Here is a 14080-nt window from a genome sequence, read left to right as displayed (position 1 = left end):
TGATTAGTATGAATCATAAGGGTTACCTTTTTACGATTTAGATTTCAGTGATTTCACCCTCTATCTAAATCGGTAACCCTTCCCTTTTTTGAAGAGGGAATTGTCAGATCAGATCTGAACTAATGCACATAATCATCAACTTCAACCTCACCTTCATCCTCGCCCTCTCTTTCGTTTAATTCCTCTTTACTGTCCTTAACTCCTTTCGGGTCCGCTTGGCCTTTTTGGCCTTTGGTGCCCGCTTCGCCTTTAAGATCTTGTTGGCCTTTGGTGCCCGCTTCGCCTTTAAGATCTTGTTGGCCTTTGGTGCCGGCTTCGCCTTTAAGATCTTTTTGGCCTTTGGTGCCGGCTTCGCCTTTAAGATCTTGTCGGCCTTTGGTGCCGGCTTCGCCTTTAAGATCTTGTTGGCCTTTGGTGCCCGCTGCGCCTTTAAGATCTTGTTGGCCTTTGGTGCCCGCTGCGCCTTTAAGATCTTGTTGGCCTTTGGTGCCCGCTTCGCCTTTCAGATCTTGTTGGCCTTTGGTGCCGGCTTCGCCTTTAAGATCTTGTTGACCTTTGGTGCCCGCTGCGCCTTTAAGATCTTGTTGACCTTTGGTGCCCGCTGCGCCTTTAAGATCTTGTTGACCTTTGGTGCCGGCTTCGCCTTTAAGATCTTGTTGACCTTTGGTGCCCGCTTCGGCTTTAAGATCTTGTTGGCCTTTGGTGCCGGCTTCGCCTTTAAGATCTTGTTGGCCTTTGGTGCCCGCTTCGCCTTTAAGATCTTGTTGGCCTTTGGTGCCCGCTTCGCCTTTAAGGTCTTGTTGACCTTTGGTGCCCGCTTCGCCTTTAAGGTCTTGTTGACCTTTGGTGCCCGCTTCGCCTTTAAGATCTTGTTGACCTTTGGTGCCGGCTTCGCCTTTAAGATCTTGTTGGCCTTTGGTGCCGGCTTCGCCTTTAAGGTCTTGTTGACCTTTGGTGCCCGCTTCGCCTTTAAGATCTTGTTGACCTTTGGTGCCGGCTTCGCCTTTAAGATCTTGTTGGCCTTTGGTGCCCGCTTCGCCTTTAAGGTCTTGTCGGTCTTTGGTGTCAGCTTCGTCTTTAGAGGCTTTCTGGCCTCTGGCATCGGCAGCAGATTTCCCTTTGCTGCTGGTGTCGTCCTGATCACCAGAAGTTGATACACCTTTGTTGACGGCAGAGTCTAGCTCAACAGGACCAGCTTTATACGGGTATGGGATGTTGCTCTTAACTGAGACTTTACCCGAGCTGTCAACATGAATGGTAAAATCCAAGCCTGTATTGGTATAGCCTAAATTATAACCGGGACCCAGATGGGTAACTTCTTCAATAAGGTTCACGTAAATGAAAGCAGTTGCAACGTTGATTGTCTGCTGTTCAAGGGGGAGATCGGTTACTTCAGCCACGTAAAAGTTTTTCAATTTACTCCAGTCGTATAGATCATCTCTTGTTGGTTCACCTTCTTCCTCACTCACGGAGGATCCGATATAGGCCCTCTTGCTATTTGCTGCAATGAAGATGGATACTTTTTCCCATGTTTGACTCTCATGCTCTGCCAAGTGAGGGATTGCCCGACAGTATAGATAGAGATTTTCCTCAATATCAGTCAACCCGCAAAACTCTACTTTAAAGACGGGAGGGATTTCATGAGAGGACATTACTTCAAACGTTTTATCGACAGGGTATGCTTTCATGGGAAGAAGAGTAATGGCCACTAGCTGCCCATCAAGAACTCTAAGCTCCCTTTGCAGCGACCCTTTTTGTGTTCTGTTTTCCAAATAATTAATCAAGTCGAAAGCAGGGGGGAGCTCCACTTTCTGTCCATCTTTGTCATAAATCAAATGAATTTTGTAATTCTTATCAGCTAAAGCATCTTCAAGCTTTTTGGAGTGTTTCAGGCCAGTGGTACTAGGCCTATAAAATTCATAAGAGAAAGAGCCCAGCCTACCCCCCTCGACAACAACTTTTGTTCGGGGGGGTTCTTCTTGATCGGCTGTGGATTTCGTTGGTCTATCGAGAAATGTAATGCGGCTTTGATAGTCACTTGCTTTTTTAACTTCATCTTTTCTAACATCTGCCGTTTTTTCCATTTTTTCTGTTGATTCGTAAAAATCTACCCCTAATGATTTGTACACCTGTGAGCCGGTGTTTATCTTAATGCACACTTGTTGGGTTGTCGGATCCTCCTCTCCTTCCGGGCAATCAAGTAAAACAGGTCGTTCTGACAACTGGTTTAAGGCCAGGGCGAAAGGCATGTGGGTGATTATTACAGCAGATACAAATAGTCGTTTATATAAATCGTACATGGTAAATTAAACCGTATTGGTTAATGGTACAGATGACACAGTTACAGGAATGTAATTGTGTAATGGGTGACAAAGGAAAGCATGGGATATAAATAGACTGAGACGAGAAAAAATCAAGATGTATTTTTCTTGCTTTGTTTTCTTTTTGTTTTTGTAGATTTCTTTAACTTGGGAGAATGAACTGTTTTGTTGAAATTTATCAGGGAAGAGGGGTATGACTTTCTGTTTTTTTTATGCGACACATGCCTATAGGCTGCGGTTTGATACAGGATGCTTATTTCATAGTTGCATCCTGGTCAAGGAGCCGGTTAGGTCCTGTGGTTATGGCATTACCCGATTCCGACAGTTTGGTGCCGTTTACTGGATCGTTGTTCCAGATAAACGGCTTGCGGTAGGGGGAGGTGTTTTTTAATCTGCCCCCCCCCAAAAAAAACTCAAAGGCCATAGCATGGCCGTTGGTTCAGGCATTGTGGAATTCCCTGTCGCCCGGTGTGTTGTTCAGGAGTTTTTTTCCTTGAATTCGCAAAGGTCTTCGATCAGGCAGCTACCACATTGTGGCTTGCGGGCCTTGCAGACGTAACGTCCATGGAGTATCAGCCAGTGGTGGGCATCCATAAGGAACTCTTTGGGGACCAGCCGTAACAGTCGTTTTTCCACTTCGACGACATCTTTTCCCGGAGCAATACCGGTTCGGTTGGATACCCGGAAAATATGAGTATCCACTGCCATAGTGGGTTGGTTAAAGGCGGTATTTAATACAACATTGGCCGTTTTTCTGCCGACGCCGGGCAGTGCTTCCAGGTCTTTGCGGTTATCCGGAACCTCACTGTTGTGCTGCTCAATCAGCATCTGACAGGTTTTGATGACATTTTCCGCCTTGGCGTTAAACAGCCCGATGGTTTTGATGTACTCTTTGAGGCCGTCAACGCCCAGGGCAAGAATAGCTTCCGGGGTATTGGCAACGGGGTAAAGTTTGTCGGTGGCCTTGTTGACCCCCACATCGGTGGCCTGGGCAGAGAGGATTACTGCCACCAGTAGTTCAAAAGGGCTGCTGTAATTAAGCTCGGTGGTTGGGTTGGGGTTCTGATCCCGGAGGCGGGTGAAAATCTGTGTGCGTTTTTCCTTGTTCATGCCCTGGGCATTCCTGGCTATATCAAACCTGGCGGCAATACTAGCAGCCTGTCGGGCTTACGACAATTTCGGCCTAAAATCCAGAAAGAACGGCCTAATTTTCCGATGAATTCGATTAAATAGACAGGCTATTCGCACGAATCCATCGGAAAATTTGACTCGTCCTACTGAATTTTATGCTCGAAAGCATAAGCCCGACAGGCTGCTAGCACGGCTGGGTGCTGCAGTCTTCGGGTGTTTCAGTGTGGGGTTACTCTTCGGATGCTGCTCTGTTCGCCTGGGAGAGAGGGGTACCCTGTTCAATTAAGCTGAAGATATCAGCCAGCTCTTCAGCCGTATCCAGCATCATCTGATGGTATTGCTCAAGGGTAGGCACATCGTTGCCCCACACGGTTTTAGCGCCATCGTATGTCAGGCTTTTGCCCGGGGTTCCGACACCCTTGCAGTCTGCAGTATTACCAACAATATGGTTGGGGCCGGTTAGAATCGCGTGATCGGTTATCACCCGATCCTTAAAGTCCAGACTGAACTGTTTTCGGTCCGATTCGATGCGATGAATAATAGGAGGGATTTCTGTTGCTTCTCCTCCCACCATGGTGGTGGGGAAAAAGGTGTCCTGTTGCAGTGCCGGGTCTGCACCCAGCTCCTTGATGGTTTCGATATTTCCCTCGGTCACAGGAACCATCAGAAGCATGGTATCACGATAACCATCAAGCTCAGTGGATGTGGCATTTTTATGAAGCTGGTCGGAAATTGGACGGCCCCAGGTTACATGACCACTGGGCACTACCAGGGCAAGGTGGTGCTTATCCAGAATTTCCTGAACCCCGGGTTTCAGGGTGCGTGTACCCGGCGGGGGGGGATCATCAAACAGGCAGAGATTAGCATCACCGGTAATGGCAAGGTCTTCATAAGGTCTTCCTTTATCCCGGTTATGGGTGACATAGGCTTCAATACGGCGGGCAAACTCCCCACTTTCCAGTTGTGAGGCAATTTTCTCATCCCTGGCCTCCATTTCCACGGAGGCGCCATGAAAGGAGTAGGTTCCGTCAGAGAAGGCCACTGAATCTTTCAAGCTTCCCCCGTTGGCACTCTGAATGTCTAACTCCACATGAACTTTGGAGTCTTTACCCAGGTTGGATAATGAAATGTCGGGAATATTGGTGGTATTTCGGATGGTACCCGGTTCTTTATCAATGTTTTCCAGTTCCGCTTCGGTTTCGTTGCCACTGGCTCCTTTATAGGTAGACTCCACTGCCACCACCTTTTTCTGGCTGCGAGTGACTTCCCCCTGGGGGTTGTTAGAGTCAATGGCATTGGTGCCATCATAAATCTGGCCATCACGAAAATCGGTGATGGTTTTGTCCATATGCTGAACAAACTGTTTCAGTTCCGGGGACTGATGATGACCGCCCCCGGGCTGCAGGCAGAGAGCCTCTGCCAGCATTTGCAGCTTATAGGTATCGCCCTTGCTCATTCTTTGCCAGGCAAACTTCAGCTTGGCCTCCATATTGGATCTCAAGGTGTCTTTGTGTTCTGGTGTCGCGGTTTGCTCCCAGGCGGACTCCATGCGATCCATGAGGAGGGAAAGGTTGGAGTTTTTGTCTTCCAGGAGTTCCTGAAATTGTGTTTCCGCTGTTTTTGCAAGGTATGGCCCACCAAAAAGGTAGTCAACCGCTTTTTGGGGCTGCTGTTTCATTGATTTCAAAGCCTGGTTCCAAACGGCGAATTGCTCCTTTGGAAAGGCGGGCTGCTCAATTCCCGCAGGTGTGTCATTGGAAATTGTCAGGGTGCTATGGTCGGTTTTCAGCTGTTTGGAAGAAGACACCGTCTTGTCATCCATAGACCGGTGGTTGCTACTGCGTTTTTTGGCTCTGGCCTTTTGGTGATGAGGCGTCTGGGCTGTTTCAGGGCGGCGGCTTCTTTTAGCCGTTTTGAGACGGCGTTTTCGGGCCGTTTTTGCTCTTTTGGCCAGGGGAGGGGCATTTTCTTTGTTTTCATTGTCTGATGCGGGGGCTGCTCGTTTTCTGTTTTCAGGCGCCGGGAGCTGGTTTTTGACCGCCACAGGAGCGACAGTCATTTGTCCCAATGGTTTATTTCCGGGTGGTGAGTCAGAAGATTGGCTTTGGCTGATGACCTGTTTTCCTGCCAGAGGGGTAACATCTCTGTGTCCATGTTTTCCTGTGGGTGTGGTTTCAGCTCCCTGTTCAGAAGCCGATGGTGACAGACTCACGGTTGAGCCCGGCTGGGGGGCACCTTCAATGGACATGATGAAACCTTCCCTGGATGAATAGTCAACATTCCCTGGTCATTAATGGCTGATTGTTTTTTGGGGTCAGCAATGCAGAACAGGGAGTATGAATAAAATCTTAGCATTTTGAAGGGGTTCCCATCGGTGAGGGCGTGGCTTACAGCCTCTCATGAAGTTCGAAAAAAGGTTTTTTACTGTCGGAACTACGACTTGCAAGCCCTGGTGCGAACCCCGTATTTTTCCTTTTCAATCAACACGGTTTTATTCTGGGTAAGGTATGGATTTTCGGGCATTTCGATATTACGAGGCAGTGGCCAGGGCGGGAGGAGTCAGGCCCGCGGCGGAAATGCTGTTTGTTGCTCCTTCTGCGGTCAGTCGACAGATTCAGCGCCTTGAGCAGGAGCTGGGGGTGGACCTGCTGGAGCGTAACATTCGTGGCGCTATACCCACCCAGGCGGGCCAAATGTTGCTTCAACATATCCGGAACCTCAGGCGTGAGGATGAATGCCTGCGCTCCAGAATTGATGCGTTGAAAAAACTCGAGTCCGGTGAAATCCGCATTGCCATGGGAGGGGGGTATTCAGCGGATTTGATCAGCTCTGCTCTGGAGTCGTTTTGCCAGCTTTATCCGGGAATTACCTTTGACCTGTCTCTGAGTGGTACCAGTAAAATTATCCAGAAGGTTCATAATGATGAGGCGGATATTGGTCTGGTGTTTGATCCTTCCTATGACTCTCACATTGAATCTCTGAATATCTGTTGTCAGCCCCTGTACCTGATCACCCGTGGGGACGATGAGCGCTTTTCCCCGGACTTTCCTGTCAGTCTGAGCGACCTCAAGGAAGAGCGGTTTGTTTTCCTCCATAAAAATTTTGGGGTCCGGCAGTTGATCATGCGCTGCCAGGCGGAGTTGGGGATTGATCTGAAAGTGCACCTGGAGTGTGACTCTTTTGAGATCGTCAAACTGTATGCTCAGCAGGGGCTCGGGTTATCACTGCTGCCGAAATTCTGTGTTCGGGGCGAAATTCGGCGGGGTGGGTTGAAAGCCATCCCCTTATCCCATGAAATGCTTAACAGCATGAGTTCACATGTGATTGTCCGTCGGGGGCGATCGCTGCCAAAAGCGGTAACGGTATTTTCCCGGTTTTTGATTCGGGAGATGGCGGCATGTCATTGAATGAATTGATCCAGCTCAAGTAAAACGATGTTGTTGTTTGTATTGTCCGTATCTTTGCTTCGTAAATCGTACGGTTTTTTTACCTCGAATGGTTGATAAAAGTCATTTTTAGTAGGGAGTTGTCTTTTTTTAGCTGAAAAAGACTGGAATCTGACTGTCTCTGTTTTGTGCCGATGCAGGTGTTGCCTTTTTGAGAACAGAGCGTTTCTTTCGTTTTTATATTCCCACAACACACGGCTGTGTTTTTATAGCGCCCATTCTTTAATGTTCTTTTTGCTTAATGAAGGGGGTTCTGTGTCGACTCATCGAACGGATGCTCCAGGCCAGTGGTCATTGATAAAAACACTGGTTGTGGTGCTGTGCATAACGACAGTTTCTGAATGGATTGGAACTGCCCAGTTTAACATTGCCGGCGGCAAGCTGACTCTGCTGCCAATGCTTTATGCGGTATTGATGGGGCTGCTGGTCACACCGGACCTGTTGGGTCGGTTGCTGAAGCCTTTGAGATCCCTGGTTTCCCGCAAAGAAGTGGAAGTGGCTGGATCCATGGTCATGATGGCGCTTCTCCCTCTCGGGGTGAAGTATGGAACCCTGGTGGGTCCAAATATTGAAGCCATTGCGGCAGCGGGGCCCGCGCTGGTTCTCCAGGAACTTGGCAACCTGGCTACCGTGGTGATTGCCATGCCACTGGCGCTGTTGCTGGGAATGAAGCGAGAGGCCATTGGTGCCTGCTCATCCATTTGCCGTGAGCCTTCCCTTGGGGTGATTGGTGAGCGCTATGGCATGAACAGTGCCGAAGGCACAGGGGTTTTGGGAATCTACCTTGCGGGGTCCGTTCTGGGCACCATCTACTTCTCTGTACTGGGTTCATTTGCCCCTCAGAGCGGTCTGCACCCTTTCGCTTTGGCCATGGGCTCCGGTATTGGTTCTGGTTCCATGATGGCGGCTGCTTCCGCTTCGCTGTCGGCAGCGGTGCCTGAACTGGCCAATGAGATTCTGGCCTATGCCGCCACCAGCAATATGCTGACGGGTCTGACGGGAATGTATGCCCTGATCTTCCTGGCCATGCCCCTGACCAATTTCATGTACAACCGTCTTGAGCCCATTCTTGGAAGAGCGGCAACCGGCGGGAATAAGAAACCCTCTGAAGCCGCTGCGCATTAAGGAGCAGGATAATGACTCTGACAAAAACGCTTGAAGAGCTGAAGCTGGCGGTGCTTTGTGTCCTGCTGGTTCTGGCCGGACAGTGGGTGGGAAGTGGCGCTTCCGTCATTGAGGCCATTCCCGGGGCCTTGTTGATGGTGGCCATTATTATCGCCTCCCTCAAAATCAAGGAGCTTCTGCCTAAGGTACCCCTGCCCGCTTTTGCCTGGGCTACGCTGATCGCCCTGGTGCTGAGCCTGCCCTCTTCACCCACCGCAGGCTGGTTCATGGAGTACACCGATAAAATCGGCTTCCTGGCCACCACGACACCTTTGCTGGCTTTTGCCGGACTGAGTGTGGGAAATCAGCTGGATAAACTGAAAGCCCTCAGCTGGAAAATTGTGGTCATTGCCCTGGTGGTCTTTACCGCAGCCTTCTTTGGTGCGTCAGCGGTAGCGCACATTGTTTTGAAACTTACCGGCGTCATCTAAAGGGAATTTGCTATGAATCTCATTAATCATCTGCGGGAATACCTGGACTGGGGTATCGAACAGCGCCGCCACTTGCACCGTATTCCGGAACTGGGCCGTCAGGAACACAAGACCAGTGCTTATTGTCAGGCAGTGCTTCAAGAGCTGGGTTATCAGATTCAGCCTTCTTTCAGCACCGGGTTTACCGCGGATCTGACGATCAATCCTGAGTTGAAAACCATTGCTTTCCGGGCGGATATGGATGCGCTGCCTGCCAGAGAGTTGCTGGAAGAGGACTATGTGTCCAGCCATGATGGGGTGGCCCATTTGTGTGGGCACGATGTGCATATGGCAGTGGCACTGACGGCAGCCCGGTTTTTTGTGGAGCACAAAGAGTCGTTGAAATACAACGTCCGCTTTCTGTTCCAGCCCTCTGAAGAGATGTTTGTGGGAGGCGCCAGAGGGATGATCGAAGCCGGGTGCCTGGAGGGGGTGGATGAAGTCTATGGGCTTCACAATGATCCAACTCGGGAAACCGGTGAAGTACACCTCTGCCGTGGGCCTATTTCATCCAATGGGGATAACTTTGAAATTACCCTCAAAGGGGTCAGCGCCCATGCTTCCACACCTGACAAGGGGCGGGATGCTATCCGGGAAGCCGCCAGGCTGATCACGGAATTCAACAGCATAGTGGCCAATAACTGCAGCCCCATGCAGCCGGCACTGATTGCGGTGGGTACTCTGCAGGCAGGGGAAGCCTCCAATATTATTGCGACCAATGCCGTAATGGAGGGGTCTGTTCGTTCCTTCGACTACGCCACTCAGGCAGTCATGTTGCGGCGTATGGAAGAAACCCTGGAAGAGTCCCGCCGTCGTGGGTTTGAAGTGTCCATGGACGTACGGGGCTATCCCGCCATCGTCAATGAAACAGCAGGGTTTGACAGGGCTGTGGCCGCTGCCTGCCAGGTAATGGGGGAAGAGCGTGTGATCACGGACTGCAAGCCTATGGCCGGTTCAGAGGACTTCTCTTATTTCACCCGTGAGCGGGAAGGGGCGTTTTTCTTTCTGGGCAGCGGGAATCGCAGTCAGGGAATTACTGCACCGATTCACTCAAACCCGTTTGTAGTGGATGAACAGTGCATTGCCTGGGGAGCGGCGGTGTTTGTAGCGTTGGCGATGTAAGTGATGCCGATGGGCTCTGGCTTGCTGGTTTATACAACAACTGTCTGAGCCCTTATGGGTTATTCCTGCTGGTCATTGTCCGTTTGGGGCTGGCTGGGTGACTCAGCCTCTGCTTCATGAACGACCACTCTATTACGTCCCTGCTCTTTGGCTTCGTAAAGGGCGTTGTCGGCCTCTTTCAGAAGAATATCCAGGCCGGTCTCGGGATTGTCCCGGGTAGCAACTCCCATGGAAATGGTGATGTTGCCCAGTGACTGGCCGTTAAACTGCATGCCCTGGCCGGCGATTCTGGCCACCAGGTTACGCCCTAACTCGGCTGTTGCCTGCAGTTCGGTATCAGGGCATACAATGCAGAGTTCTTCCCCTCCATAGCGGCAAACCAGATCGGTTTCCCGGGTGGCCTGCTTCAGCTCCATGGCAACCTGTTTGAGAACATAGTCTCCGGCGTCATGGCCAAAGGTATCGTTAAACCGCTTGAAGTGATCCAGGTCGATCATCATGACGGACAGGGGCGCGTGCTGGGTATCGGAGCTGTATATCCTCTGCTCCAGAAACTCCATCATATGACGCCTGTTGTAGAGACCGGTGAGAGGGTCTCTGATGGCCTGCTGTCTCAGGTCTTCCCGGAGGCGCATGTTGGCCAGGGCGAGGCCGATCTGTTCAGCCATGGATTCCGCTTTGGATGTACCGGCTTCCAGTGATGCCTGGTCGCGATAGTTCAAATGCAGAACACCCAGGGTTTCTCCCTGGGCCACCAGGGGAATACAGACCTGACAGGTGTCTTTGTCATTAATGCTGTGATTGCAGCGGATTTCCAGGCCGTCTTCAAAGCTGAAATGGGTATGCCCTTTTAACAGCGACCAGCAGTCACTGGGTTCAAAGCGTTCACTCCCCTGCCACTTTTCCCCCCACTGGGTCAGCAGATCCAGACGATTTCTGGAGGACTTGATCAGGGTAATGGCGCCACCACTGCAGCCTGGTAACAGTCGTCCGGCAATGGGGTGTACGACATTGGCAGCACTGTCCACAGTAGTGCAGGCGGACATCAGACTGCCCAGCCGCTGCATCAGGCTCAGCTCGTGGGTTCTTTCCCTGACTTCACTTTCCAGCGCTTTCCTTTCTCCGGCAGCTTGTCTGTCCAGCATATTGCTGAAGAAACGGCTGATCATGATCACCACCAGAACGCCCAGGATACCGATGCCGGCCACCCATACCCAGATCCAGAGCACTTTCTGATCAAATACATTCAGTGGCAGTGCGGTTCGAACGACAAATGTCTGAAGGTTCTCATCCTGGCTGGCAGAACCGGGTTTAAGATGCTCTTTATGGCTTCCCTGATCAGGGGCAGAATGATCATGAACATCCCTGGCTGATATTTTGATGCTGTAGTACATCAGCTCATAGCCAAGGGTGCTGCTATAGCGTTTTGATAATCCTCGGCCGTGTTCCATTGCGGCCATGATTTCAGGGCGGGAGCCGTGGTTTTCCACCTGGTCCAGCTCATGATGGGCCACTTTAGAGTCGCCAAGCACCACGCCGGTCTGGTCAACGATGGTTACCCGGAGGCCGGAACTGCTGCCAATGTCGGTGGCTAGAACATCAAAGTCGAAGTGGTTATCTCCGTGGAGCTCAATATCATCCCTCAGGATGCGGGCAGTGATATCCGCTACCTGCCTCAGTTTGGTCTGGTAGCTGTCCAGGAGAATATCTTTGAAATGAAGGGTGAGCAGGGACAGGCTGGCAGTTAAAACAACGGTCATCAATATTGCCGGAATGGCCATCAGGCCGGATTTACGAAACATGGGACATCCTTGTGCTTTCGATTTCTGGGCTGCCAGGTTCCGGGCGGCAGGACCGGTAGTAAAAATCTACTTTTCAGTATTGCAGGTCTTATCATCAGGGGGCTGACAATTTTCCGGCGGTGAATCAGGGAGCCGCGGGGTAGAGGGAGAGGTGATCAGCCTTTCCGACAAAGTGAGGAAATACGGGGTTATCAGGTAGGGGGGAGCAGTGGAGTAAGGGCCCGCCTCAGCAGGCAGGCCCCAATGGGCTTAAATACGGAAGCTGATGACGACGCCGAGAAACTTCCTTTCATCCAGGGTTTCGTTGACTTCATAAAAGGTGGGGGACAATGCCAGCTTAACCGAGAGGTCCTCAATCACCGGTTGTTCTTTATCACCGTTGATCCACTGGTAGATGCTGTCCACCGGATCCAGGAAAAACAGCGCCGTGGAGCCCCACTGCTCCGAGCCCCAGACCTTGCTGTCATTATCCAGTATTTCCAGTTTTTTCTGGTAGGCCCACTCACCGTAGAGCCACCCCCCCACAGGGGTGACGATCAGGTCCTGAATGGAAGGGACTTCAGCAAAGGCTTCGACTCCGTACTCCCAGTAAAAGGTGGACATCAGGAATGAATAGAAAAAGGAATTCCACTGGTTATAGCCTGCAGTCCTGGCGGTGATGTAATACACGCCGCCAAAGTAGGGGTGACCCACATAGTTCAGGTACCATTCATCTTCATCCCAGACCGGGCCAGCCTTGACATTGTCCCACCATTGCCGGCCGGGTTTGAGTTCCGATTTATCCCAGTTAGTGACCGATTCGGGCATCAGCGCCAGGGTTCCGAGCACCCCGACGCCCAGGCCAAACATCAATTTGGTGCGGGCCCAGAGGTGAGCCTGGTCTTCCCTTGGGTTCTCATCAAACAACGTTATGGCCCAGGGAGAGTGCTCCTGATAGACAGTGAGATCCAGGTCAGGATTCTCAAGTGCTGTGTCAGAGGGCCCTCCTGGCAACGTCTGGGTGGCATTAGCCAGTTGGTTTACCAGCAATAACGTGAGAGCAAAGGCGGTCAGGAGTCGGCGCAGCATAGGCGTGTGGGGAGTAATCCCTGTCTTGAGTCATCGGGTCTCTGCTTTTCGAACCCAGGCTCAGCAATCGGTGCCTGGATACAGAGGGGTTGCATTATTGTGCTGAGAACTTGGCGACAGGCTCCTAGCCACGTAAACCAGGTTAAGCGGGGCCATTTTATAGCCTTGCCCAGGCCGTGAGCAGCCAGTATTTATACCGGGGATTTTGTTAACAGTCCTCAGCTTCCGTCAGGGTGTTTCGAATTAAGGACAACTGTTTCAAAAAATGGCATGCTGCGGTCTGCCATTGCCGGATTCTCCGGATATAACAAACAGAAAAACAGCAGGTAAGCGACATGAGTCAGACGTTTGAATTTGCCCCCATGCCCGACGAAACCGGCCACTTTGGTGATTACGGCGGGGCTATGGTGCCTCCCCCTCTGGAAAAGGCCATTGCCGATGTGGAAAAGGCCTATCTTGAAATCCGCAACGACCCCGCTTTCCGTAAAGAGCTTCATGAGCTTTATAAACATTATGTGGGGCGGCCCAGCCCGCTCTTTTTTGCCAGGCGCCTTTCTGAACAGGTAGGCGGGGCAAAGATTTATCTCAAAAGAGAGGATCTTAATCATACCGGCGCCCATAAAATCAATCATGCTCTGGGTGAAGCGCTGCTGGCCAAGTACATGGGGAAAAAGAAGGTCGTGGCTGAAACCGGAGCTGGCCAGCACGGTGTGGCCATGGCCACTGCCTGCGCTCTGGTGGGACTGGAATGTGAGATTCACATGGGGCAGGTGGATATTGAAAAAGAAGCCCCCAATGTTGCCCGTATGAAGGTGCTTGGCTGTAAGGTGGTGCCGGTAACGTTTGGTACACGAACCTTGAAAGATGCGGTTGACAGTGCCTTTCAGGCCTATCTGGCGGATCCTGACAGTCAGCTCTATGCCATCGGTTCCGTGGTGGGGCCTCACCCGTTTCCCATGATGGTCAGGGATTTTCAGCAGATCATCGGAGAAGAGGCCCGGGATCAGTTTCAGGAGGCGGAAGGGCGCCTGCCCGACTGCATCATGGCCTGCGTAGGGGGCGGCAGTAATGCCATGGGCCTGTTTACCGCGTTTTTGAACGATGAGGCCGTCAGTATCATTGGGGTTGAACCCGCTGGAAAAGGGCTGGAGAGCGGTGAGCATGCCGCCACCCTGACGCTGGGGAAACCGGGGGCCGTTCATGGCTTTAAATGCTATGTCCTTCAGGATGAAGAGGGAGAGCCTTTGCCGGTGCATTCCATTGCTTCCGGTCTTGATTACCCCGGTGTTGGCCCACAACACAGTTACCTGAAAGACATTGGTCGTGTGCAATACCACAGCGTTACGGATGAGGAGTGCCTCAATGCCTTTATGGTGTTGTCGCGAAGTGAAGGCATTATTCCGGCCCTGGAAAGCGCCCATGCGGTGGCAGGTGCTATCAACCTGGCCAGGGATATGTCCCCTGAGCAGAGTATTCTGGTGAATCTCAGTGGCCGGGGGGACAAGGATCTGGATTTTGTGGTGGAACGTCTGGGGCTCTGAGCCTCATACCTTGCA

General features: G+C 51.5%; 10 protein-coding genes. 5 read left to right on the top strand and 5 right to left on the bottom strand.

The genetic code is table 11. The features are described from left to right. Nucleotides 1-119 precede the first annotated feature (119 nt). The 3 genes from ACNRUY_RS12460 to ACNRUY_RS12450 form a co-directional block, all read right to left on the bottom strand. Nucleotides 120-2300, bottom strand: a complete 2181-nt coding sequence (locus tag ACNRUY_RS12460; protein WP_488111964.1) for a collagen-like triple helix repeat-containing protein — start codon at nt 2298-2300, stop codon at nt 120-122. Between the two features lie 498 nt (nt 2301-2798). Continuing rightward, complete coding sequence (nth, locus tag ACNRUY_RS12455; RefSeq protein WP_488111963.1) at nt 2799-3431, bottom strand: endonuclease III; 633 nt, start codon at nt 3429-3431, stop codon at nt 2799-2801. A gap of 250 nt (nt 3432-3681) precedes the next feature. Next, nucleotides 3682-5700 (bottom strand): hypothetical protein, encoded by a 2019-nt coding sequence (locus ACNRUY_RS12450; protein WP_488111962.1) that lies wholly within the window; start codon nt 5698-5700, stop codon nt 3682-3684. Between the two features lie 259 nt (nt 5701-5959). Between ACNRUY_RS12450 and ACNRUY_RS12445 the strand changes: the two genes are divergently transcribed. The 4 genes from ACNRUY_RS12445 to ACNRUY_RS12430 all read left to right on the top strand — a co-directional run bounded on the left by ACNRUY_RS12445 (nt 5960) and on the right by ACNRUY_RS12430 (nt 9654). Next, nucleotides 5960-6859: a LysR family transcriptional regulator gene (locus ACNRUY_RS12445; protein ID WP_488111961.1), complete on the top strand. Its 900-nt coding sequence runs from the start codon at nt 5960-5962 to the stop codon at nt 6857-6859. A 294-nt stretch (nt 6860-7153) separates the two neighbouring features. Continuing rightward, nucleotides 7154-8023 carry a DUF3100 domain-containing protein gene (locus ACNRUY_RS12440; protein WP_488111960.1) on the top strand — a complete coding sequence of 290 codons (870 nt, stop codon included), beginning with the start codon at nt 7154-7156 and terminating at the stop codon, nt 8021-8023. Nucleotides 8024-8034: 11 nt separating this feature from the next. Further along, entirely contained in the window at nt 8035-8493 is a 459-nt protein-coding gene (locus ACNRUY_RS12435; protein WP_488111959.1) for a hypothetical protein, read from the top strand. A gap of 12 nt (nt 8494-8505) precedes the next feature. Continuing rightward, nucleotides 8506-9654: a M20 metallopeptidase family protein gene (locus tag ACNRUY_RS12430; RefSeq protein WP_488111958.1), complete on the top strand. Its 1149-nt coding sequence runs from the start codon at nt 8506-8508 to the stop codon at nt 9652-9654. Nucleotides 9655-9713: 59 nt separating this feature from the next. On the opposite strand, the gene ACNRUY_RS12425 is transcribed toward ACNRUY_RS12430, so the two are convergent. After that, nucleotides 9714-11456 (bottom strand): sensor domain-containing diguanylate cyclase, encoded by a 1743-nt coding sequence (locus tag ACNRUY_RS12425; protein WP_488111957.1) that lies wholly within the window; start codon nt 11454-11456, stop codon nt 9714-9716. 249 nt (nt 11457-11705) lie between these two features. Next, the gene (locus tag ACNRUY_RS12420) at nt 11706-12524 is read right to left on the bottom strand and encodes a DUF3943 domain-containing protein (RefSeq protein WP_488111956.1); all 819 of its coding nucleotides are present in this window, start codon (nt 12522-12524) and stop codon (nt 11706-11708) included. A 335-nt stretch (nt 12525-12859) separates the two neighbouring features. Between ACNRUY_RS12420 and trpB the strand changes: the two genes are divergently transcribed. Beyond that, the gene (gene trpB, locus ACNRUY_RS12415; protein WP_488111955.1) at nt 12860-14065 is read left to right on the top strand and encodes a tryptophan synthase subunit beta; all 1206 of its coding nucleotides are present in this window, start codon (nt 12860-12862) and stop codon (nt 14063-14065) included. Nucleotides 14066-14080: the final 15 nt, after the last annotated feature.

It is taken from the genome of Endozoicomonas sp. Z74 (assembly GCF_057680865.1).
The sequence above is the reverse complement of the archived record's forward strand: the minus strand, read 5'-3'. Positions and strand labels throughout refer to the sequence as shown.